This window comes from Paenibacillus sp. Y301, from assembly GCF_059445505.1.
Window position 1 is genome coordinate 258745 of the sequence record NZ_JCAIUL010000002.1, and the last position, 22192, is coordinate 280936.

The window sequence follows — 22192 nt, forward strand, 5'->3', positions numbered from 1 at the left end:
AATGGTTTCACGTAGGATTACATGTCATCTAAAGTTGTCTATGTATATGTATCATTTTTGTCGTTGACTGTAATCTATTATAATAACATAAGACTACCATGATTTACTAGAGATTGTATATTTGTAGTTTGCAAAAAGAGGGGAAACCTCGTGATATTGGCTTGTTTTACTCATCTTAATCCATATGATATTATCTAAATATTACTAGAAAATGTAATCCGAGAGATTGTGAGGGAGAATACAGTTGCAGAATAAAGAGAAGAAAAAGGATTCTCGGTTCATGTACATAGGAAGTACGGTAGCACTTCTGCTTGTAAAGGGTAAGTCGCTATTAGCACTTCTGAAGTTCGGTAAGCTTGGTGGTGCCATAGTATCTATGGCCATTTCAATAGGTGCGTATGCATTGATCTATCCATGGGGATTCGCGTTGGGGATTGTCGGGTTGTTATTCATTCATGAGATGGGTCATGTATTGGCAGCGAAACGACATGGTCTACCGGTATCTGCACCGTTGTTTATTCCCTTTCTTGGTGCGATGATTACGATGAAAAAGAATCCGTTAGATGCTAAGACGGAGGCGTACATCGCATTCGGGGGTCCATTGCTAGGATCATTAGGTGCAGCTGGCGTATTCCTGGCTGCTTATCTTATGGACAGTCCCTTATTGTATTCACTAGCCTATATTGGTTTCTTCCTTAACTTGATCAATCTATTGCCTATCCATCCGCTAGATGGGGGTAGAATTGCTACGGCAGTTTCAAGATGGTTGTGGCTTGTAGGATTGATTGGGGGACTAGGCGTCATTATTTATTTGCGTTCGATTATATTTTTTGTTATATGGGCTTTATTTGCATACGATTTGTATAAGAAGTATGTCAAAGATCGGAATAGAAGTGTAGTTGAGTCTGCAAATGCTATTTTCTTTGTGCCCGTAGAACATGTATATGCTCAAGGAGCTATAATCCCTGGACCTGAGCATAAAAGAGAGTTACCCTTCAGTACTTATAGTAATTTGGATGAACAACGGCAATATGTTAAAACAGAGTGGGCTAGTATGGATTTCCAAGGTACCATTTCTATGCCACAGCAGGGGATCATTAAGAGGGTTCTTGTTAGTGTTCTTGTGAATGGTCTAGAACTTCAACGAACACCTGAGGATTATCGTATTAAGATTAACTGCGAAGTAGAGTATATCCGTTATGAGAATGATAAGTATTATGATGTACCGTTATCGTCTCGTTGGAAATTTGGAATAAGTTATGCGGTACTAGCATGTGTGTTAATTGGTCTGATGTATTCCGTACATATCGTAGGTAATATTAACGTGTAATACAAATAAAGGGGGTGTCCATAGTCATTTAATGACTGTTGGACATCCCCTTTTTCATATAACTACTTTATTACTATTTCACTTACTCTGCATTCAATACGAACTTATCAATGACATGCTTGATGCCATCTTCATTGTTGCTTAATGTCACATAATTCGCGATATCCTTGAGGGCATCAATGGCGTTCCCCATAGCAACACCAAGACCTGCGACTTCTAACATTTCATGATCATTCCAAGAGTCGCCAATAGCGATTGTATCCGAGAGTTCAACGTTGAAATGATTAGCTAGGAAGGTAAGGGCATGACCTTTCGTACCTTCATGATGCATGATTTCTAAGAAATGTGGTTTTGATTTGGTGATATGAACTTGATCTCCCAACAATTCACGAAGAACTGGGGATATCTCATCCAAATAAGCTGGATCATCAATGATTAGCATTTTAGGTGTAGGTTGGTCCACCATTTTGATGAAATCAGGTTCAATGAAGTAAGGCGTTCCATTCAGTGTACAATAATCGATCAGTTTTTGGTTTTCTTCTCTTGCATATAGTTTATCGTCAATATAGACCTGTACATGTAGGTCGTGTTCAATACAGTAATCAAATAGTTTATGCGCAGCATCCTTCGGTACGAAACGTTCATAGAGGACCTTTTCATCCAATAGATTCTTAATCAAGGCACCTTGGTACGTAATAATAGGGACGTTTAGACCTGTCTGACGTGCAAGATGTTTCGCAGATGCATAAGCACGCCCCGTAGCAAGAGTGACAACTACATCTTTAGCTACAGCTTGTTCGAGTGCTTGTTGTGTGGATGGCAATACTTCCTTGTCGTCATTAATCAATGTGTCGTCGATATCAATTGCGATCAGTTTATACATGAATTTCTCTCCTTAAAACATCTATTTATAGTGCTGTCTTACTCTATTGTAATCTATTTCGATATGGATGTGTTCGGTGCCGACTTCAATTCAGCAATAATCATACCTGTGAGAATACAAATACATCCGATTCCACGAAAGTTGCTTCCACTCATGACGATAAAAAATACTAATGATAAGAGCTAATAGTAGGGTGGCTCCAAGAAATCGTAATCCGTTAAAGGCGAGAGGTGGAAGTACCCTAACTGCATGTTGAACGATGAGGAAAGTAGAGCCCCACATCATAGCAACAAGAAGTAGGCTGAGGTTAGCAAGATGAGAACGGTTCATACGTGATATCCTTTCATAGAAGTAAGTGACCAAATTGTATCGCAAAAATAGGGGTTGAACAAGGAAATATAGATAAAAAAAGAGCTGCCATCCTTGCAGGGATAGAGGCTCAGAATAGAATTGGGGACGGGCTCGTGTTCCTGTTGTAACGATGGTCTCTCTACTTTTTTCTCAAAGAACCGATGATTAATAACATTATTGGAAATACAAGCCCCAATATAAAAGAATGAATTGTCCAGATGGGTGTGAACTCCATATAGTAGGAAGTATTCGGGAATACAATAAAAGACAGGATGACTAGTATGATGCTTAATGGAAGAGTTAAGAACCGGTATTCTTTTAAGCTTAATACCTGGGCTATTCCTACTATGGAAACATAAAACAATAGGGAAATTCTTACAAATGTTGTGATAAACCAAATCACCGCAATGATGACTTCCATTCGTTCTATGAAATTTCCAATGCTGATTTTTTTGGCTAAAGCGTAACTTGGGTAAGCGATATTTGCCGTATTTTCTCCTAATACTAGAATTGTGAGCGTAATCAAGACGACCATAATGCCTCCCCCTAATAGGAAGCTCGAAAATAATGCCTTTCCGTTCTTTCCGGGATGGTTAACGTATGGAAACAGGGTGATTAATATAATGGGTTCGAGAAAAGGGTAAGCAATAAAATAGAGAGATGCCTTTAGTATGGGCTTAAAGCCCTCCTCCATCACAGGTTGAATGTTCTCAATATTGATTTGTGGAGAAATCAATATCACAAAAATGATTAATAAAAGGATAACAATAGGAAAAAAAATCTCTGTTGCGCGAGCCAAAGGTTCAATCCCGAGTCTAACTCCCATGATGACTATTAATATAAAGAGAATATTGATTGCTTGAATTGGAGTAGTAGGCATAACTTCCGTCGCCATGAAATCTCCGATATTATGCAGTGAAAGTGCAGCAATGAGAAATGGGTATATGACAAAAAACAGAAGGGAAACTCCTTTTCCCAACCATTTGCCCAGAACTTTTTCGGTATATAATGTAAACGTTGAATGGGAGAAGCGGTCGCCAAGATGAATGTACATAGGTATTAGCAACAACCCGACTGCCAGTGCCAAGAGTGCTGATATCCAAGCATCTTGTTTGGCTACGCCTGCTAACATTGCTGGAATAGTCAGAATAGAACTGCCAATGATATACAAAGTGATTAATACTGAGAACTGACGTGAGCTGATTTTTCCCTTTTCTAACATAGTAACAACTCCAACATTATAGTTTGCAATATATTTAGAAACCGAGGGTTCACTTCAACCATACATCAACTACATCAGCAAGCGGTTTATAGACAGCTGTCATCCAATCCAAAGGATTGGGAGTCTTGAAATGTAACGCTTGAGCTATACCTAATACTGTTGTGAATAATAGAATGAAGGAAAATACCCATAGCTCCTTTATTGATTTGTTTCTCCACAGAGGGGGGACATCAATAACGATGATGATAGCAACAATGACAAGAATTACCGCTATAGACAACATGCTGGTTGCTCCTTCTTCTTCAATTTTTAGTCGACCTCGTGAACACTTTTCGAATAAAATACACCACCAACAATAACAAAGGTAAGAGTATGCCATAGCTCATATCAAAATATGGCCAGTATTCGCCAAGTACGTTATTGTAATAAGTGATGTCAGGGGCAATAATCGGCGCGAGCACAATCAAGAGAAGAGCTGTAGGTAAAGTTAACATTCGATACCCTTTTAATTTTAATAATTGAGCTAACCCTAAATTGAATACATAAAAATAGAAAGCACTTTTCATAAAAATGGTTAAAAACCACATCAAGGCTAACATGGCTTCAACTCTCTCAAAAAATTGACCGATGGTTACCCTTCTAACTAAGGAATAACTAGGATAAATGCTTCTCGAGGTCTGATCGGGACCAAGAACAAGAATAGAGATCACAATAAGAATGAGTATAACTATTCCACCTAACAGAGCACCTTGTAAAAAGCCCTTTTTTATATGTTGTGGTTGACTTATATAAGGAATAATCATTAAGAAGACAACTAGCTCCATAAAGGGGAAAGCTATAAAGGAGAGAGAGCCATGCAATACGGGCTTTATTCCATTTTCTAAAATGGGTTGAAGTTTCTCGAATTCAGCTTGGGGACATAGAAAAATGAGCAAAAGGAGAAATAGGAGGATAAAGAAGGGGAGGAGTATTTCCCCTGTCCGTGCAATAACTTCAAGACCTAAACGCACACCAAAGACAACGATACACGCAAATAAGATATGAATTGCTTGTGAAGGGGTTTCAGGCATCATTTCGGTGGTTATAAAATCACCAATTTCCCTTAAAAATGCTACATCAGTAATGAAAGGGTAGAAAAGGAATATAACCGCCACGAATGACCCTATCCATGTCCCCAGAATTTTCTGACTAGATTGAACTAAGGTCAATTGGGGATGAAGGTTTCCAACTACGCTGAACATATGAACGGCGAGTAATCCTACCGCTAGTCCAATGAGGCCAGATATCCATGTGTCTTGTTTCGCAAATGAAACAGAGACCGAAGGTAATACTAGAATCGAATCTCCAATGGTAATGAACATGACTAGGATGGTGAGTTGACGAATACTTATTTTACCCTTCTCAGGCATAGGTTCATTTCACCCCATTTATTATTTCTTCATTTCTTCCAGAAACGAATTGGACACTTTCCCCAAATGTTTAATCTCATAAGTAACTTTTACGTGTACCGGAATATTCACAAAGGTCTGATCCCAGTTATCCTTTAATTTTTTCCATTCCTTTGGATTTGAGCGGCGAATGGCTTCACCAAACCCAAAAATATCGACTTTGTATTCTTGTTGCACTCTAGTTATGGTCTTATCAATCAATTCTTCCATTTTTCGTTCTGCCCATTTCTCTACCTCCATGATGGTCTTCTCACTTCTTAGATCAAGATGGCATTGAACCTCGGCTACATTCGCTTCGGTGACCACTTCGATATCGATCATTGGACGTTCATCCCGTATGCTTCCTTTAATCTTCGAATGTGATCGAAGGATTTTTAATGCGATTCTCCCTCCATCAGGACAAGGTACAGACCCAGCCGTACTATTAACATTGTTGGTAATATAGTTGTACGCTTTACTTTCTTCGGATTCGGAACTCAACCAACCAATCAGCTTATCTTTTCTAAATATAGCTAATTCCGAGTACTGTAAATCTGCAGGAGAGAGGATGCTCTCTACATTTTTTTTTGTTTCCCCTACCTGGGGATCTCCTATTAATTTTAGTCCTGTTAATACCGGATGTTTTCCTTGGCTCACAAGATCAGATATGAGTTTATCCACTTTAACAGCGATAGTAGGTGCCCACTGTTTCTCTGATACTTCCAAAGATGAAAATAATCGAACAGAGGGTACCTTTTCCAAGTTGGTTAATATTTTTAACGTATCTATAGCCTTTACTTCTTTCGCGACGACAATGAAAAAGTCATTTCGTGCTTCAGGTTCTCGCGTCAAGAAATCTAGAGCGTCCGCGATTCCTTCTCTGGCGAATGACTCGCCAATGACCACAACTCGAAGATGAGCTATATAAATTTTACGTGGACTAATCGTTGTCATTTTACGGAGTGCTTCTAAAAGGGTATTTCCAGTTGCTTGATACATAGTGACTGGTACTACACCGCTACTTTTTCCTGCTACTTCCCCTGGCTCTACAACTTGAACGGATACATGATACTTATCTCCGGATTTATCGATCCCCAACCCTACGGCAATAGCAAGGTCATTTAATTCCCGGCGACTCCAACAACCGGTGATAGATACAGTCATGATGATACAAATACACAGTAAGAGTCCTGCCCGTTTCATAGGTCAACCTCCTGTTTGGTCTTGCGGCTTTTCCGGAGGTGTACTTTGTTCCCGGATGACATTCTTCTGGTTGAGTAGACGAGGACGGCTGAACATGGCCCAATGGGGTACTCGGAATATCGTATCTTTCATATCGGCACGGATATACGGAGCGAACGGACTCATATATGGAATCCCGAAGGAACGTAAGCTACATAAGTGAAGAATGAGCGCGATGACTCCGATGATAATTCCAAATAGACCAAAGGAAGCTGCAAGTCCCATCATGAGAAAACGTAACATTCGGATGGTCATAGCCATATCGTAGGCAGGGAGGACGAAGCTAGAAATGGCCGTAATGGCAACAACAATGACCATGGCTGCAGATATGATTCCTGCCTCAACTGCGGCAGATCCAATGACTAATGTTCCTACAATGGATATCGACTGAGCGATAGCCTTGGGTAACCTTAGACTGGCTTCTCTCAAAATTTCGAACGATACTTCCATCATGAGTGCTTCAATAAAAGCAGGAAAGGGAACGCCTTCTCGTTGAGAAGCAAGACTGATTAGAAGTTGGGTTGGTAACATCTCTTGATGAAACGTGGTGATGGCGATGTATAGAGATGGACCTAGTAGAGAGATGAAAATACAGACGTACCGTAGAATACGAATGAGGGAACTAATATCCGCCCTTTGATAATAATCCTCAGCAGCCTGCATGAAAGAGACGAACATGGTAGGAACGACTAGAACTATCGGGGTTCCATCCACTAATATGGCAACTTTTCCTTCTAATAGATCGGCGGCAATGACATCAGGACGTTCCGAATGATAGATTGTCGGAAATGGTGTGTATGTTTCATCTTCGATTAATTCCTCAATATAGCCACTTTCTAGAATGCCATCGATGTCGATCCGGTCCAAGCGCGTATGGACTTCTTTCAAAATGTCGTCGCTCACAATTCCTTTGATATACATGATTGCGACATCCGTTTTGGTCACCCTTCCAATTTCTTTTGTTTCTAGCCAAAGGTTAGGGTCCTTAATTTTGCGACGGATTAAAGCCGTATTTGTACGTAAGTTCTCCGTGAAACCTTCCTTGGGTCCCCGAATGACAGTTTCTGTTGTCGATTCCGTCACAGCACGGTCTTTCCATCCACGCATACCGATACTGAAGCCTTGTTCGTACCCATCTAATAAAAGAACTGCATCTCCTGACAACAGTGAGGTTAACAAAGGGCCTAATGTTATAACATCCTTGATATCTCCAGCGGTAAGGAAATGATCTTTCAATACCTGAAAGGTGTCCTCTTGAGATGTTATCAATTTATTTAGTTCGTTATTAGTAACGTCTAACATCAGCGATTCCATAATGAAGTTCTGAATGGATTTGGCATCTGCCAATCCGTCGGTATAGATGATAGCTGCTTTGATCTGTCGGTCGGAGCCAATCTGAATTTCTCTGAAGACAATGTCACTACTGTTACCAAGCATATCTTTTATATGTTGAATATTATCATGAAGATTGCACTTTAATGGTTCTTGCGTATCCTGTGATTCTTTACTTGAGTCAGATTGCCCGAGTGAAGGGTCACTAAATGTTTTTGTAATCATTCTGCTTAAAAAATCCATAGTTGTTTTGTCCCTCTCTATAGCTGCTATTTACGGTATTACCATAATGACGTGCACCTATACCAAAGGAAGAAGGATCTTAACCAATTCATGAGGAAACAAGCTACCCATGATCTCATTCAATTGAGTAAGGGGTAGCTTGTTGTCATTAACTTTTTTAATTCAAAATCTAATGTATATGATAATAATTGAACTCTAAGTGGCGAATGTGGACAATTTAGCTCTTACTTAATTACAATGGGGACATAATGTTCATCGTATACTTCGAATAAAAAGTTGTAAGGGTCCTTTGTTCCTATTGAAGATTTCTTTGGTTGATGCAGTGAAATAGGTATTGATGCCAAAATGATAATAGAACTACACATAACAATAAGGCACAAGATTCCTAAAAGTATTACCATCGTCGATTCCTCCCTTTTTGTCTACACGCTAAACATAAATTATGAAATGCGTTTCAGAGCAAGAAAAAGTTTTGTTGAGAAGGTGAGCGTTCATATGGCAAACATCAAAGATATAGCAAAGATGGCAGGAGTATCGGTAACCACCGTTTCACGTGTAATAAACAATCATCCTTATGTAAGTGCAGACAAAAGGGATGCTGTTATACGAGCCATGGAGGAAAGTAATTATCAGAGGAATATCAATGCGGTTCATTTAAGTAAAGGTAAAACGTTTCTGATAGGTGTTGTTGTTCCGTTCTCGAATAGTCCCTATTTCGGGTTGTTAATGGAAGGTATAGCTAATGAAGCATTACAAAACAACTATAAGTTAGTTCTGTTCCAAACGAATTATGAAGAAAGTAGAGAGATTGATGCTTTGACCATGTTGAAAAATAAACAAATCGATGCCTTAATCATATGTTCCAGAACTTGTGGATGGAATATAATTAATGAATATGTGTCGTATGGTCCCATTGTGTTATGTGAGGATGCAAGGGGTAGCAACGTGTCTTCAACGTTTGTCGATCACTATAAAAGTTTCTTCAAAGCTTTAGAGTATTTATATCATAAAGGCCATCATAACATTGGTTATAGCATAGGAAGAAGAACAGGAAGCAATAGCGAACATAGAGAGGCTGCTTATAGAGATTTTCTAGCGAAATACAATCAACCTTTTGATTCAAACGTTATATTTTATGAGTGTTTAAATTTTGAAGACGGAGAACAGATTATTCAACGTATACAAAAATTAAGTAATCCACCTTCCGCGTTATTAGTATCTAATGACCAAGTAGCTGCAGGAATTCTAACTTGCTGTAAAAAAGAGAATATTTCGATACCAAATAAGCTTGCTATCATGGGATTTGATAATCAACCCATAGCAAAAATTATGAACATCACTACGCTTGAGATCCCTTTAGTTGACGTTGGAAGAAAACTATTTCTTCAAGCCATGGACGGTTCAACGCATTCTCACGAAGAGATCCTGGTTAGATTAATTGAACGATTAACAGTATAGCTAACGAGGAATTTATATTAGAATCCCAAAGCCAAAACTGATATAATATGGTTCTGAAACGGAGATGATTGTATGGCTAAGAAAAAAAGACCGACCCCTTCACCAAAGCCTGATTCCGACTACAAGCCAGCAACGCTAAAGGACTTACTAAGTGGTGACATTCTAGAACAATTGAAGTCCCAGGCAGATGAGATGAAGGCGGAAGAAAAGAAGAAAAAAGAAGAACAAGAGTTGAAGCAGGCAGAAGCTCGTAAGCAGGAACAAAAGAAATTGGATAACAATTTCGAACACTTGCTTGAGAACAGTAGCCTGGATTGGCGTAAATATAAATAGGAATGAGATCATACATGAGGTGCGGACCTCACTGTGAAACATGCGAAACCACCGGGATTAGGCCACATGGCTAGTCAGATCTGGTGGTTTTTTGGCTTGCTTATATGGATTGGCGTGTAACTTTATTTATATTATTTCGTCTTATTTAAAGTGAAGAGAATGATGAGGAGGAATATAACAATGCAGTTATTTAGAAATACGAGGATTCATGCGTGTCTAGCAACGTTACTTCTAGCTTCAGCTTGGGGAGCATATGTTGCACCTGTAGCCCAAGCCGAAGAGAACACAACAACGATTCAAGCTGAATGGGAAGACCCAACCACCGGTAGTACATATTATAACTGGAGTTCTATGCAGAATGATCAGTATTTGAACAAGGTCATCGTTTCAACGAAGGATGGGAAATGGGCACAGTTGGACGATAAATTCACAAATATTAGTTCGTATTCGAAAGAGACTATACATCCAAGACTCAGTAAGCACTTTTCAAGTATTTCTGCGGGGGATTTATTCTACTATACACCTCTATATTTGGATACAACACAAAAGGTAGCGGTGAAAGGTAATCTCTATGATATTTCACCAGATGGTAAATGGGGATTATACGAGACACCTGATTTCGGTGCAGAGAAGTCATCGGATGGAAAAACGGCTCAATACATGCAATTACACAGCTATTTTCTCAAAAATATCACTACAGGTGAGCTAAAAGAATGGATTTCTAGTTCGCAGTATGTGGGTCTGAATTGGCTTGCTGATAGTACACTACTTGTAAATGAATATAGTCCAGTAGCTAAACAAAAGCTTATTTCAACCTATGATCCGGCTACGGGTAAGAAGAAAGAACTTGTACTAGGTAGGATAGATAGTTATTCGGAGAAAGATCAGACATTTGTTTTTGCCAAAAATGAACCCAAGCGACTTTCATGGATCTTCGATTTGAAGACAGGGAAATCTAGATTACTTACAGAGGACGAACGAGAGAAGTTATACACATGGCGGGATACTCGCCCGACAACAAAAGCACCGGACAATTTAGATGTTGTCGCGTTGCCTATCATAGATCTGCCCATCCACCATTTATATGAACATGAAGTGATCACCTCACAAGGCTCGGAGCTGGTGCCATACGCTTTTGTAAAAGAGGGAACGACGTTTATACCGCTTCGATTTATTTTATCCAGCTTTAATTTAAGTGTCGGCCAGCGCGAAGGGGATATGTATGACTATCAATATAAATTAACAGGCCCTACAGGTCAGAGTATGACGCTAGACCGCAATAACAGTCGTGTGTTTCAATTCCGATTATACGTAACTCCTGAAGTGCTAGAGAAAGTGGGACTTCAAGATGTAACGGTTAAACCACTTATTCCGGGTGTGATTAAGTAGGGTGTGATCCATAGATTACTTTGGATGGAGGAGGATCATGTCATTTCACCTAGAGATGCCTAATAATGTCATCTTCATTTTATGTGGGATATTTGGCTGGCTAATTGTTCTTATGCTTGCATCACGACAGTACTTGAAGCAGAAAGAGAAACCTGCATATTGGCGATTTATAATCGTAGTATGGGTCGGGCTTTTCTCCTTATCTATAAATCTGGATATATTTCATACTCCGATGAAGTTATCCATTCTACCTCTAGGAGTGTGGATAGTGTATGGATTATTATCAAAGGAGTCATGGCAGAAGTATCGCTCTTTTGCTTGGATTGGGTTTTGGGCCAACTATATATTTATAGGAACAGCGTTGATGTCTGGATTCATCGATAATTGGGTCTACCCCAAGGAAGATCCATCCACATATATCTCTGATATTGAGCATGCCATTATTATAGCCATTCACCCTACTGCTCAACCAGCTTGTTTTAATAAGGATCGGTTTCAGAGCCAGTTAAGTGATCTTCAATTTGCTGATGTGTTGGGTATGGAGTGGTATAAGAATTCTGTTTTGGAATCAGGGTCGCACTACCATAAGGAATACTTTCCTTATGGGCTATTAGGGACGATCCCAAGATGGGGAAGTGGTCTGGAACCCATGATTTATCTCAAGGAAGACGGTAGAGGAATATTAATTACAACATCCAATCGAAGCTATTACTATCTCTCCAAGGAACCTCTTATAGATTGGGGAGGATGTAACGATGAATAAAAAGAGGGTGATAGTTCCTTTACTAATCGTAACGATTGCTCTCGGTATGTTTCTATTTTATGATGGGAAGCCAAAGCCGTTTCTGGATAATACACAGACGATTAAGGTTATGACTGAACTGTATGCTGAGGTGAATATTAGTGAGATCTCAGATGTTATTGAACTAGATAGTAAACATTTATTTGTTCCTTACATCTCGGGGGATGACCATTATGGAATGAGTTTCTGGGAATGGGACCGATTTCAATGGAGACTTAGAAGAATAGATACAAGGGGCGAGCCTTATGTATGGAAAATAAATGATAAGGACGCTTCTACGCATTTTATTGTATGGAATATAGACCCCAAAGATAAATTAAGTAAGATCAAGTATTACCTTATCGGGGAGAGAGCTGCAATTGAAAGTGTTGGTCTAAAGTCATATAGACCAAGAGTTCAAATGGAGTTGACGATAGCATTACAGAAGAATTATGGAGTGCAATCTTTACCTACAGATTGGGTAGAGCTTATGAATGGAAATCTAAGAATGAATAACACTAATCAGGTTGACTCTATTTTTCATATGAATAGTCCATCATCATCTATGTACATTGGCTGGATTCCTTATGGAGATCAAGGAAAGGTTTTTCTTAATAACACCGTAAACGGGAGCTCTTTCAACAGTGGTGGTATCCAATTAGATTTTGTTCGAATACTCAATGAAAATGAGCTGGAAATTCCTCAAGCATATAAGTAACAGGATGAATAATAAGGTTATGTTGGTGCTACCTTTTGTAGAAACCATCATAGCTTTTTTTGTTGATTCTTACTCATGAACACTAGTAGGATCAGGGCTAAAATTGTTGTGATTATGAATTCATCTATATAAAGGTCAAATATAGTCAAGGTCAAAAAAATACCTATTTAATTATCGCTAAAAGTTATTACTTCGTTTCTCAGAATCAATTTATAGAGTAAGTGAGATCATATCGTAGAAAGGAGGGAACTGACATGGCATCAAAAAATTATTACGAAGCTTTGGGTGTAACCAAAAGGGCATCGAAGCAGGAGATCAAGAAGGCTTATCAGAAACTGGCCAAGAAGTGGCATCCTGACGTTAACAAAGCGCCTGAAGCGGAGACAAAATTCAAGCAAGCGGCTGAAGCATATGAAGTATTAGGTAATGAGGAAAAGCGGAAGATATACGATGAAGAGCAGCTTTACGGCTCGGGAGGTGGCAGATCTACTCAAACTAGAGGAGCCTCATCTTCATCAGGGGGATCTCCCTTTGGAGCGGAATGGAGTGGGAGTTATTCTTCGCAGCGTGCGGGTATACCAGAAGATGATTTGTTCGGAATGTTTTTCGGAAATAGAGGATCTTCTGGTCGAGGAGGTAGCCCATGGGGAGACGTTCATAACACGGTGCAAGCACAGATGGATATTACTTTGGAACAGGCATATAAAGGTGGAAGCCTAAAAGTACAGATGGATGGTAGAAATCTAGATGTGAGTATTCCGGCACGGTCGCATGAAGGCACAATGATTCAAATCCCAGGAAACGCTCAAAATGGGACAGCACAGACTGGTGATATAGTAATCGTATTGCATATTCTCCCTCATGATATCTATGAACTGCGAGATGGTGATCTACATGGGATTGTAGAAATTGCTCCATGGCAGGCAGTACTAGGTGGAGATGCACGGGTACCATTACCAGACGGTAACACTGTGAAATTAAAGATTCCTGCGGGTATTCAGAGGGGTAAGACATTGCGAATTCCTGGGAAAGGACTCAAGCGTGAGAATGGTACGAGCGGAGATATCTTGTTTGGTATCGAGATTGTTATTCCCGAGCATACGAGCGAAAAGGAAAAGAATCTGTATCGTCAACTGGCTGAATCCGGAAGTTATAATGCGGGTCCTAAACGGCAAAATGGGGGTTCACAACGACGTAAAACAACGGCAGGGTAATCGAAGTACTTATAGATAAATGATGTAGAAAGGTGTGAGTGCTATGGATTTCAATAAACTAACGCAAAAGTTACAGGAAGCCGTCGCTTCGGCACAGTCACTGGCAACAGACAGCGGTCATCAGGAGATTGATACCCTAGCGCATAGTTCCTTGTGAATAAAATTCAAATAGAAGTTGCGATAATTATTAATTTGCATAACGAAAGGGCGCTTCCAAACCGTGATGGTGTCGGGAGCGCCCTTTTGTTATAACCTATTCTTCTAGAAATACAAGACCAACAAACTCATCCAACTCAAGGTTACCGAAGTAATGCTTCATATCCAGGTTGGATAAGGCTTCACGAACCTCGGCATCCTCATAACGTTTGCCACGTAAAGCATTTTCAATATCAGCCACATCGCCTACACCGAAGAAATCACCGTAGATTTTGATGTCGTGGATTCGGCCTTCGTTAATGTTCATTCGAAGATCAATAATACCAACAGGGAACTTCTTCGAATGTTTAACATTCGATTCAGGGGAAATCCCATAGTTCCATTCCCAATTTTGATAATGTTCCTTGGAGATCTGGTTAATCTTCTCCCAGTCTGATTCCTGTAAGTGGTACTGTGGAACATCTTGCTCGTCCATTCCGAATATTGAACGGAGTAGCTCAGCGCGGAATTCTTCAATGGTCATGGTGTCTTCCATAAGATCACTTATATTAGCCACACGACTACGTACAGATTTGGTACTCTTTGATTTGAATTTCTCTGGATTGACGTTAAGAGAAGCTTGGACATTATCTAAGTTCAAGTTGAACATCAATGTACCATGGCTGAACATCCGACCACGAGTGGAGAATTGCGCGTTACCAGAAATCTTCTTTTCTCCAACTTGTAGATCATTACGTCCACTGAGTTCAGCATTAACGCCCATTTTTTGTAGAGCATCTATAACGGGTTGAGTGAATTTCAAGAAGTTGTGGAACGATTGGCCATCGTCCTTAGTAATAAAGCTGAAATTAAGGTTGCCAAGATCATGATAAACAGCACCACCGCCAGACAAGCGACGTACGATTTGTACATTGTTTTCTTTGCAGTATTCTTGATTAATCTCTTCAATGGTATTCTGATGCTTACCAATGATGATCGAGGGTTGATTAATATAGAAAAGCAAGTAGCTTTCTTCCATAGGAAGGTGCTTCAAAGCGTACTCTTCTATCGCGAGGTTAATAGCAGGATCGTGAATTCCTTGGTTATCAATGAATAGCATAGGTTATTCCTCCGTTACTATAGTTCATAGGGTTACATATATCTAAACGTAATTGTAAACTAAATTGGTGTTAGAAACAAAAAAAGACTTTTGAATTGACGCATCGGAAGAACCCACGCGATAATGGAACTGTTATGGAGAAATTTAAGGCAGAGGGGTAATTATGAATGTTAGAGTGTTACGGACATGGAGGAGATTTGGAAAGTGCTGCGGATGCCTATGGATTAGAAGAGAGTGCATTCCTCGATTTCAGTGCCAATATTAATCCATTGGGTCCACCTCAACACGTGTTGCAACAATTAGAGATGGCGCTATCAGCTATCATTCGTTATCCAGACCCAGGTCATCGGCAATTTAAGCAACTTCTTGGACGAAAATTGAAAGTGAACGAGAACTGCATTTGTGTAGGTAATGGTGCCGCAGAGTGTATGTCTCTTATTCTTCTTGGGCTGCATCCTCAGAAGGTAGGGATCATTGAACCTTGTTTCTCTGAATATCGGCAACTATCCGAGCAATTCAATATAGAAGTAACATCGATACAGGGTGAACAAGATAAGGATTGGAAAGCAAGTGTTGAGGCAATAGGAGAATTACTACAGCAGGTAGATCTACTATTTATTGGACAGCCTAATAACCCGAATGGTGTACAGTATACACTTGAAGAGCTACATGTATTAGCTGAGTTGGCTGAACAATGTCATACATATCTGGTTATTGATGAAGCTTTTATTGACTTCATCCCAGTACAGCAACAGTGTTCCTTGTTATCCGAGCTTGAGATCTATCCCCATACCCTGTTGGTGCGATCTATGACGAAGTTCTATGCCATTCCCGGTCTAAGATTAGGGTATACCTTGGCGCACCCAGATGTCATTAGATTGATGAGCGGTAAGCAAGTGACGTGGAGTGTGAATGGACTAGCATTGTTGGCAGGTGAGGCAGCGCTTCAAAGTGGTGAAGGTTTCGAGCGTGATACGTTGGAACTGATATCTCATGAGAGAGCAGTACTCGTCCAAGGCCTTACAAAGCTAGGATGTGAGGTCAGCCCAGGGGAAGCGAATTTCTTACTCGTCAGACTGCCCAATCCATGGAGAGCGTTAGATATGCAACGAGAACTTGGACTTCGAGGGATTCTGATTCGAAGTTGTGCGATGTACCCTGGACTTGAAGAAGGACATATTCGAATCGCCGTCAAAGGCGCAGATGCAAATCAGTTATTTCTTACAAAGATCCAGAGTGTGATAGAAAGCTTAGTATAAGAATAGGAGATCAATGATGACAACACCTTTTTTGAATGGTGATAGTAACCTGTATAAATCTATGGTGTGGCCCGGGCTAACGCTTACTCGACAAGAACGCCATTTACTACTTCAATCCCCTGTCCCTATGGATAGTCTTAGCAGTGCTATACATGGGGGAGGGATGAGAAAGATTGATCGCGTAGCTAATATTTATGTGGATTGGCAATATGAATGTCATGATCCAGAAAAAGATGTGGCAAGCTTGTTCGAAGAGTGGGATTATACTCAAGAATCGACGGCGGGGTTATTGACAGCTGTCCGCTTGGGACATGCAGCAGTTCTGGAAGAGAGCGGGAAGGACGCATCCCTATTCTGCTGTACAACAGCGGGAATATCCAATGGCGCTCGTGCGGGATCTGAACGAACTACGTTCCCAATCTATCAACCTGGAACGATTAATATCATGCTGATGATAGATGCAAGATTGACTCAAGCGGCGATGGTGAATGCTATCATTACAGCGGTAGAAGCGAAGACGGCTGCTCTAGCGGATATGGGAATATGTGATGCGGAGAATGGGTTGATCGCTACGGGCACGACGACAGATGCTATTGTACTAGGAGTAAGTCAATCTACTTCCTATCCGATTGAACATCGTTACTGCGGAACAGCAACGGATCTAGGAGCTGCCATTGGACGAGTGGTTTATGGAACAGTAACAGAGAGCCTTTTGGCTGCAGGAGTGAAACCGTCATGATGGCATGGGCAATAGGTATTTTATGGTGCGCATACCTCCTAGATCTTGTCATCGGAGATCCTCGTTGGTTACCGCACCCTGTAATAGGTATGGGTAATTGTATTAAACGTGTAGAGAAGAAGATTCGCAGCAAAGTCTCTCAACCGGTCCAATTGAAAATGGCAGGAATTCTACTCCCAGTTATTATCGTCGGAGGTTCTCTTGTGATAACGTGGGCATTGTTAAGAGGACTCTATATGATTCATCCTTGGTTGTCAGCAGGAGTAGAAGTTATATTGATTGCTACAACCATAGCTACGAAAGGACTTAAAGCTGCGGGTATGGAGGTGTATGGTCATCTTAGTCGAGGTGATCGACCTGCCGCAAGACAAGCATTAGGAATGATTGTTGGAAGAGATACGGCACATTTAGAAGAGCCTGAGATTGTTCGTGGAACGGTTGAGACCGTAGCAGAGAATATCGTAGATGCTATTGTGTCACCGTTGTTCTATGCCCTGATAGGTGGAGCACCACTTGCCATGGCTTATCGTGCGGTCAATACCTTGGACTCCATGGTTGGATATAAGAATGAGAAATATATCAACCTAGGTTGGGCTTCGGCACGATTGGATGATATTGCGAACTTTATCCCAGCTCGAATAACAGCTGTATTATTGGTCGTTAGTAGTTGGATGATGTCTCTAGATTACAAAAAATCTTATCGTACCATCAAACATGATGCCCGGCTCCATCCCAGTCCCAACAGTGGGTTTCCGGAGTCAGCTGTAGCTGGAGCTTTAGGAATCCGGCTCGGAGGTGAGAACGTGTACCATGGAGTATTATCTTTTCGTGCATACATGGGTGAGTATTCTCGTCCAATGGCTAAGGAGGATATTCAGTCAACCGTACGGTTAATGATACTCGCTTCATTACTATTCCTCATGCTGTGCACACTTACGATATGGGGTGTAGGTGGAACGCTATGGAGTTAGAACTAATATGTATCCGTCATGGCAGAACGCAATGGAATCAGGATAGACGATATTTGGGGCATACCGATATAGGTATTCTCCAAGAGTCATTAATAGAGCTTTTGCCAGTGAAAGAAGCCCTTAAAGGAAGAAAGTTTCAAAGGGTATTCTGTAGTGATCTAAAGCGATGTAGGGAAACGTTACAATGGATCTATCCTACTTCCATAGATAGCGTAGCATTTGATGAAAGGTTACGAGAAATGGATTTTGGGGAGTGGGAAGGGCATACCTACGATCAGTTAAAAGATATGAATAATTATCGAGGATGGTTAGACAATCCACAACTCGTAACTCCTCCAGGAGGAGAATCATGGGGGCACTTTCAGAAGCGCCTTGTGGATTTTATGGACAATCTGGCATGTGTCATAAAGGAAGAAAATGATGATAAGGGTATGTCTTCTATATTAATCGTTACGCATGGAGGGGTTATCAGACAACTCGCAAGTATGACCATTCCAGGTTCAACGTTCTGGGATTTCTCTGCTGACCCGGGAAGCTTATTATCATTAAAATTGATCTTGCATGAGGGGCAATGGGTAGGGCACTTATGATGAATCCCATAGCGTATTGTTAACATTAGATTGTAAGGTGACTCTATTTAACCTATAATTTTGAGTAGAGAGGCAAGACTTGTCCTTAAATGAATATAATAAACTTGTGAGGTCTAGGGTAGAAGTGCACCATACGTGCGTGCTTCAACGTCTAGTTAAAAGGGAAGTCGGTGAAATTCCGACGCGGTCCCGCCACTGTGAAACAGGGATGTTCTTAATGTACCACTGTTCTGCGACAAGCAGGATGGGAAGGTGAGGACATTAGCGAACCTGTGAGCCAGGAGACCTGCCTTATGAGTATATTACGACGGTCCTTCGAGGAAGGGATTACGTTTGGCTTATGGAAGTACACCGATTCATTTCGGTACATAGCCCGCGGAACTCATGGTGACTGTTACCATACACCCCGTATAAACGTAACCCCTGATGCTTTCTTAACACAAGAAAATCAGGTTTTTTTTGTTGCGAATGCAAAGACTTCGTAAAGACAATTCATTGAGATCACATGGAGAGCGTCTCGTAAATTATGGAATACGAAGATAGGGGAGAAAGATTACAATGAAACAGAATTGGAAGAATTGGAAGAATTGGAAGAATTGGAAGAATTGGAAGAATTGGAAGAATTGGAGTTCGGGTGCCCTAGCGATTATTCTAGCGTTATCACTCGCAGCTTGTGGAAATAATAATGAAGCGAAGCAAGTAACGGAATCAGCACCAATAGTCAATGAACAGGGTACTCCACCTGTAGAACAGGCAAGTGAGTTGAGAACGGTCTATCCACTTACCGTAAAAGATGTGACAGGCGAAAGTTTTACATTTAGTGAGGCTCCGGATCAATTAATATCGATATCTACAGCAGAGACAGAAATATTATTTGCTCTAGGATTAGATGAACAGATTGTCGGTGTTTCTGATTATGACGATTATCCAGAAGCTGCGAAATCCAAACCTAAGATGGGTGATTTATATAATCTGAATGAGGAAGCGATTATTGCGGTACAACCTGATCTTGTTCTTACAGGTACTTCTTTGAATGTTGAAGCTAACGAGAAATTTCGTGATTTAGGAATTCCAGCATTTAAGACAGATGCGAAGTCCGTGGATGAGGTCATTGCCAATATTGAATTATTGGGTAAGATTACCGATCGTCAAGCAGAGGCAAAGCGTGTTGTAGATACAATGAAACAAGAGCGCGATGAAGTGACGGAAGTAGTTAAATCACTTACACCTGAACAGAAAAAGACAGTATATTTGGAGTTTTCGCTTGGTTGGACGGTAGGAAATGGCGAATTTTTGGATGAGTTAATCACCCTAGCTGGGGGTGTTAACGTCGCTGCAGATACAGTGGGATGGAATGCAATTAGCGAAGAGAAAATTATTAATGATAATCCTGATGTGATTCTATATTCGAAGAATGTCATTGATGAGAATACAAAAGAAACCTTAGACCAGGTCATTAAAGCTCGTAGTGGATGGGATCAAATTACGGCTATTAAGAATGATGATATATATGCATTAGATGATGGTCTAATTAGTCGTACGGGTCCACGTGTGACACAAGGACTTAAGATCATTGCCAATGCTATTTATCCTGAACTTATGAAGCCATGAGAACAAAGTTAGCTTGGTATGGCGGACTCGGGGTAGTCTTGCTTATCGTGAGTTTTCTACTCTGTCTTGGCATAGGGGCAGTGGAGATCCCAGTAAAAGATATTATAACCATTCTATTGCACAGGGCACCATGGATTGGTGATGCGATTACTCCGAATTGGAGCCCTGCCTTTGAACAAATATTGATCAAAGTCCGGTTACCACGAATTGTCCTTGGTATGTTGGTCGGAGCGGCTCTTGCTATTGCTGGTTCTGGATTTCAGGGTGTACTTCGTAATCCACTAGCTGATCCTTACACCCTTGGCGTATCTTCAGGTGCATCTGTCGGTGCTGCAGTTCTCATATTCTTTGGCATACAGTATTCACTTGTAGGTGCTTGGACACTGCCATTGGTTGCTTTTGTTACGGGCTTATTGACGCTATGGGGCGTGTTATCACTGGCACGAGACGGGGGGAAGATTCCTACTAACAGTCTGATCTTGTCTGGCGTAGTGATGCAATCCTTTCTAGGTGCTATAGTATCCTTCCTAACAGCGATGTCGAAGGAGACGATTAATGAAATCTTGTTCTGGACGATGGGAGGACTCAGCTTCCGAGGCTGGTCATATACCTTAATGCTATTACCATACGTTTTGATTGGGCTTCTCATCATTTGGAGTAGTGCACGATCCTTAAATTTATTAGCACTGGGAGAACGTCAGGCGGCACATATGGGTCTTCGTGTGGAGAGAATTAAGCTAATTACGTTAGTTGTATCGACATTATTAACAGCAGCTGCCGTATCTGTATCGGGTGTCATTGGATTTGTAGGTCTTGTGATTCCGCATATGATTAGACTCATTACCGGTCCTGATTATCGACTCATCGTTCCATTATCAGCAATAGGAGGTGCGATCTTTACCATGTGGTGTGACACCGCTGCCCGCTCCATTCTTGCACCAACAGAGATTCCACTAGGCGTAGTCACGGCATTTCTTGGGGCACCTTTCTTTGCATATTTGTTATATCGTAATAAGAAGCAAGGGAATGGTGGTAAGGTATGATTGAGTTGCGGAATGTATCTAAATGTTACGGAGAGCTTATGGCACTCATCGATGTGAACTGCTCCATACAAGAAGGAGAGTGGTGGGGAATCATTGGTCCTAATGGGAGTGGTAAATCAACGCTACTCCAATTAATCTCTGGAGTCGACAAGATATCCACGGGTGAACTTATGATTCGAGGCCATCATGTCTCGGAGTATAGTCGGCGAGAGTTATCTCAGATGTTGGCTGTCCTTCAGCAGGATGGCCTTCCTGCCATTAACTATCCCGTTAGAGATATTATTGAAATGGGTAGATTCCCATTTCAAGACTGGCTCGGACGAGATCGGGGAAAGAGTGCTGAGACTATTATTGATGACGTCATGGATATGTTACAGCTACAGGAGCTAAGTGATCGACCATTAGATGAACTTAGTGGTGGACAAAGGCAACGTGTGGCATTAGGTAAAGTAATGGCCCAAGAACCCCGAATTCTATTGTTGGATGAGCCCACGACGTATCTAGATATCTACTATCAGCTGCAATTCATGGAGTTGGTTGCTAACTGGCGTAAAGAAACAGGAATTACGGTTATTGCCGTACTCCACGATTTGAATTTAGCAGCTCAATTCTGTGATAAACTGTTAGTACTACAAGAGGGAGAAGTTATTGGAATAGGGACACCCGAAGAGATCTTAACAGAGGACAATATCCGACGAGTTTATGCTGTTGAGCCAGCTGTTGTTCAACATCCCAATAGTGGGGTTCCACAAGTACTTTTATCTCGTCATTAAAATGTATTAAGAACGTTATAAAACCTCT

At 40.9% G+C, this 22192-nt stretch carries 24 protein-coding genes and 1 riboswitch; of the genes, 16 read left to right on the top strand and 8 right to left on the bottom strand.

What is annotated here, in order from left to right; translation table 11 throughout:
* Positions 1-244: 244 nt before the first annotated feature.
* Positions 245-1330 carry a site-2 protease family protein gene (locus AC1D69_RS04685; RefSeq protein ID WP_495454988.1) on the top strand — a complete coding sequence of 362 codons (1086 nt, stop codon included), beginning with the start codon at positions 245-247 and terminating at the stop codon, positions 1328-1330.
* An 82-nt stretch (positions 1331-1412) separates the two neighbouring features.
* Here AC1D69_RS04685 and AC1D69_RS04690 read toward each other — a convergent pair whose 3' ends face one another.
* The 7 genes from AC1D69_RS04690 to AC1D69_RS04720 form a co-directional block, all read right to left on the bottom strand.
* On the bottom strand, positions 1413-2213 hold the full coding sequence (locus AC1D69_RS04690; RefSeq protein WP_495454989.1) for a Cof-type HAD-IIB family hydrolase: 801 nt from the start codon (positions 2211-2213) through the stop codon (positions 1413-1415).
* Between the two features lie 90 nt (positions 2214-2303).
* Positions 2304-2543 carry an EamA family transporter gene (locus AC1D69_RS04695; RefSeq protein ID WP_495454990.1) on the bottom strand — a complete coding sequence of 80 codons (240 nt, stop codon included), beginning with the start codon at positions 2541-2543 and terminating at the stop codon, positions 2304-2306.
* A 160-nt stretch (positions 2544-2703) separates the two neighbouring features.
* The gene (locus AC1D69_RS04700) at positions 2704-3786 is read right to left on the bottom strand and encodes a GerAB/ArcD/ProY family transporter (RefSeq protein ID WP_495454991.1); all 1083 of its coding nucleotides are present in this window, start codon (positions 3784-3786) and stop codon (positions 2704-2706) included.
* Positions 3787-3835: 49 nt separating this feature from the next.
* The gene (locus AC1D69_RS04705; RefSeq protein ID WP_495454992.1) at positions 3836-4069 is read right to left on the bottom strand and encodes a hypothetical protein; all 234 of its coding nucleotides are present in this window, start codon (positions 4067-4069) and stop codon (positions 3836-3838) included.
* Between the two features lie 19 nt (positions 4070-4088).
* Positions 4089-5195, bottom strand: coding sequence for a GerAB/ArcD/ProY family transporter (locus AC1D69_RS04710; RefSeq protein WP_495454993.1), 1107 nt, complete (start codon positions 5193-5195; stop codon positions 4089-4091).
* A gap of 21 nt (positions 5196-5216) precedes the next feature.
* Positions 5217-6416, bottom strand: a complete 1200-nt coding sequence (locus tag AC1D69_RS04715) for a Ger(x)C family spore germination protein (RefSeq protein WP_495454994.1) — start codon at positions 6414-6416, stop codon at positions 5217-5219.
* A gap of 3 nt (positions 6417-6419) precedes the next feature.
* A complete protein-coding gene (locus AC1D69_RS04720) occupies positions 6420-8030 on the bottom strand; it encodes a spore germination protein (RefSeq protein WP_495454995.1) in 1611 nt (536 codons plus the stop codon).
* Between the two features lie 495 nt (positions 8031-8525).
* Here AC1D69_RS04720 and AC1D69_RS04725 point away from each other — a divergent pair, with 495 nt between their 5' ends.
* From AC1D69_RS04725 to AC1D69_RS04755, 7 genes are all read left to right on the top strand, one after another.
* Positions 8526-9488, top strand: coding sequence for a LacI family DNA-binding transcriptional regulator (locus tag AC1D69_RS04725; RefSeq protein ID WP_495454996.1), 963 nt, complete (start codon positions 8526-8528; stop codon positions 9486-9488).
* A gap of 72 nt (positions 9489-9560) precedes the next feature.
* On the top strand, positions 9561-9821 hold the full coding sequence (locus tag AC1D69_RS04730; RefSeq protein ID WP_495454997.1) for a YqkE family protein: 261 nt from the start codon (positions 9561-9563) through the stop codon (positions 9819-9821).
* Positions 9822-10001: 180 nt separating this feature from the next.
* Entirely contained in the window at positions 10002-11210 is a 1209-nt protein-coding gene (locus AC1D69_RS04735; protein ID WP_495454998.1) for a hypothetical protein, read from the top strand.
* A 37-nt stretch (positions 11211-11247) separates the two neighbouring features.
* On the top strand, positions 11248-11973 hold the full coding sequence (locus AC1D69_RS04740; protein ID WP_495454999.1) for a hypothetical protein: 726 nt from the start codon (positions 11248-11250) through the stop codon (positions 11971-11973).
* Positions 11966-12709: a hypothetical protein gene (locus AC1D69_RS04745; protein ID WP_495455000.1), complete on the top strand. Its 744-nt coding sequence runs from the start codon at positions 11966-11968 to the stop codon at positions 12707-12709. The genes AC1D69_RS04740 and AC1D69_RS04745 overlap by 8 nt, the downstream gene beginning before the upstream one ends.
* A 254-nt stretch (positions 12710-12963) precedes the next feature.
* Entirely contained in the window at positions 12964-13923 is a 960-nt protein-coding gene (locus AC1D69_RS04750) for a DnaJ C-terminal domain-containing protein (RefSeq protein WP_495455001.1), read from the top strand.
* 34 nt (positions 13924-13957) lie between these two features.
* The gene (locus AC1D69_RS04755) at positions 13958-14080 is read left to right on the top strand and encodes a hypothetical protein (protein WP_495455002.1); all 123 of its coding nucleotides are present in this window, start codon (positions 13958-13960) and stop codon (positions 14078-14080) included.
* 96 nt (positions 14081-14176) lie between these two features.
* Here AC1D69_RS04755 and lplA read toward each other — a convergent pair whose 3' ends face one another.
* Positions 14177-15178, bottom strand: coding sequence for a lipoate--protein ligase (lplA, locus tag AC1D69_RS04760; protein ID WP_495455003.1), 1002 nt, complete (start codon positions 15176-15178; stop codon positions 14177-14179).
* 167 nt (positions 15179-15345) lie between these two features.
* Between lplA and cobD the strand changes: the two genes are divergently transcribed.
* The 8 genes from cobD (at position 15346) to AC1D69_RS04800 (ending at position 22164) form a co-directional block, all read left to right on the top strand.
* Entirely contained in the window at positions 15346-16437 is a 1092-nt protein-coding gene (cobD, locus tag AC1D69_RS04765; protein WP_495455004.1) for a threonine-phosphate decarboxylase CobD, read from the top strand.
* Between the two features lie 16 nt (positions 16438-16453).
* On the top strand, positions 16454-17176 hold the full coding sequence (locus tag AC1D69_RS04770; protein WP_495455005.1) for an adenosylcobinamide amidohydrolase: 723 nt from the start codon (positions 16454-16456) through the stop codon (positions 17174-17176).
* On the top strand, positions 17173-18147 hold the full coding sequence (gene cbiB / locus AC1D69_RS04775; RefSeq protein ID WP_495455006.1) for an adenosylcobinamide-phosphate synthase CbiB: 975 nt from the start codon (positions 17173-17175) through the stop codon (positions 18145-18147). The genes AC1D69_RS04770 and cbiB overlap by 4 nt, the downstream gene beginning before the upstream one ends.
* Positions 18138-18737, top strand: a complete 600-nt coding sequence (locus tag AC1D69_RS04780; protein WP_495455007.1) for a histidine phosphatase family protein — start codon at positions 18138-18140, stop codon at positions 18735-18737. Before cbiB ends, AC1D69_RS04780 begins: the two co-directional genes overlap by 10 nt.
* Before the next feature lie 93 nt (positions 18738-18830).
* Positions 18831-19045, top strand: a riboswitch (cobalamin riboswitch).
* On the top strand, positions 19031-19222 hold the full coding sequence (locus AC1D69_RS04785; RefSeq protein ID WP_495455008.1) for a hypothetical protein: 192 nt from the start codon (positions 19031-19033) through the stop codon (positions 19220-19222). It overlaps the preceding riboswitch by 15 nt.
* Before the next feature lie 73 nt (positions 19223-19295).
* The gene (locus AC1D69_RS04790; protein WP_495455009.1) at positions 19296-20348 is read left to right on the top strand and encodes an ABC transporter substrate-binding protein; all 1053 of its coding nucleotides are present in this window, start codon (positions 19296-19298) and stop codon (positions 20346-20348) included.
* On the top strand, positions 20345-21391 hold the full coding sequence (locus tag AC1D69_RS04795; protein WP_495455010.1) for a FecCD family ABC transporter permease: 1047 nt from the start codon (positions 20345-20347) through the stop codon (positions 21389-21391). The genes AC1D69_RS04790 and AC1D69_RS04795 overlap by 4 nt, the downstream gene beginning before the upstream one ends.
* On the top strand, positions 21388-22164 hold the full coding sequence (locus tag AC1D69_RS04800; RefSeq protein ID WP_495455011.1) for an ABC transporter ATP-binding protein: 777 nt from the start codon (positions 21388-21390) through the stop codon (positions 22162-22164). The genes AC1D69_RS04795 and AC1D69_RS04800 overlap by 4 nt, the downstream gene beginning before the upstream one ends.
* Positions 22165-22192: the final 28 nt, after the last annotated feature.

Excerpts from the sequence above, each read along its gene's own strand:
- lplA (WP_495455003.1), bottom strand. The coding sequence starts at position 15,178 with ATGCTATTCATTGATAACCAAGGAATTCACGATCCTGCTATTAACCTC.
- AC1D69_RS04780 (WP_495455007.1), top strand. The coding sequence starts at position 18,138 with ATGGAGTTAGAACTAATATGTATCCGTCATGGCAGAACGCAATGGAAT.
- AC1D69_RS04715 (WP_495454994.1), bottom strand. The coding sequence starts at position 6,416 with ATGAAACGGGCAGGACTCTTACTGTGTATTTGTATCATCATGACTGTA.
- AC1D69_RS04745 (WP_495455000.1), top strand. The coding sequence starts at position 11,966 with ATGAATAAAAAGAGGGTGATAGTTCCTTTACTAATCGTAACGATTGCT.
- AC1D69_RS04695 (WP_495454990.1), bottom strand. The coding sequence starts at position 2,543 with ATGAACCGTTCTCATCTTGCTAACCTCAGCCTACTTCTTGTTGCTATG.
- AC1D69_RS04750 (WP_495455001.1), top strand. The coding sequence starts at position 12,964 with ATGGCATCAAAAAATTATTACGAAGCTTTGGGTGTAACCAAAAGGGCA.
- AC1D69_RS04790 (WP_495455009.1), top strand. The coding sequence starts at position 19,296 with ATGAAACAGAATTGGAAGAATTGGAAGAATTGGAAGAATTGGAAGAAT.
- AC1D69_RS04730 (WP_495454997.1), top strand. The coding sequence starts at position 9,561 with ATGGCTAAGAAAAAAAGACCGACCCCTTCACCAAAGCCTGATTCCGAC.
- AC1D69_RS04705 (WP_495454992.1), bottom strand. The coding sequence starts at position 4,069 with ATGTTGTCTATAGCGGTAATTCTTGTCATTGTTGCTATCATCATCGTT.
- AC1D69_RS04735 (WP_495454998.1), top strand. The coding sequence starts at position 10,002 with ATGCAGTTATTTAGAAATACGAGGATTCATGCGTGTCTAGCAACGTTA.
- AC1D69_RS04720 (WP_495454995.1), bottom strand. The coding sequence starts at position 8,030 with ATGGATTTTTTAAGCAGAATGATTACAAAAACATTTAGTGACCCTTCA.
- AC1D69_RS04795 (WP_495455010.1), top strand. The coding sequence starts at position 20,345 with ATGAGAACAAAGTTAGCTTGGTATGGCGGACTCGGGGTAGTCTTGCTT.
- AC1D69_RS04800 (WP_495455011.1), top strand. The coding sequence starts at position 21,388 with ATGATTGAGTTGCGGAATGTATCTAAATGTTACGGAGAGCTTATGGCA.
- AC1D69_RS04725 (WP_495454996.1), top strand. The coding sequence starts at position 8,526 with ATGGCAAACATCAAAGATATAGCAAAGATGGCAGGAGTATCGGTAACC.
- AC1D69_RS04710 (WP_495454993.1), bottom strand. The coding sequence starts at position 5,195 with ATGCCTGAGAAGGGTAAAATAAGTATTCGTCAACTCACCATCCTAGTC.
- cbiB (WP_495455006.1), top strand. The coding sequence starts at position 17,173 with ATGATGGCATGGGCAATAGGTATTTTATGGTGCGCATACCTCCTAGAT.
- cobD (WP_495455004.1), top strand. The coding sequence starts at position 15,346 with ATGTTAGAGTGTTACGGACATGGAGGAGATTTGGAAAGTGCTGCGGAT.
- AC1D69_RS04700 (WP_495454991.1), bottom strand. The coding sequence starts at position 3,786 with ATGTTAGAAAAGGGAAAAATCAGCTCACGTCAGTTCTCAGTATTAATC.
- AC1D69_RS04785 (WP_495455008.1), top strand. The coding sequence starts at position 19,031 with ATGAGTATATTACGACGGTCCTTCGAGGAAGGGATTACGTTTGGCTTA.
- AC1D69_RS04740 (WP_495454999.1), top strand. The coding sequence starts at position 11,248 with ATGTCATTTCACCTAGAGATGCCTAATAATGTCATCTTCATTTTATGT.
- AC1D69_RS04770 (WP_495455005.1), top strand. The coding sequence starts at position 16,454 with ATGACAACACCTTTTTTGAATGGTGATAGTAACCTGTATAAATCTATG.
- AC1D69_RS04690 (WP_495454989.1), bottom strand. The coding sequence starts at position 2,213 with ATGTATAAACTGATCGCAATTGATATCGACGACACATTGATTAATGAC.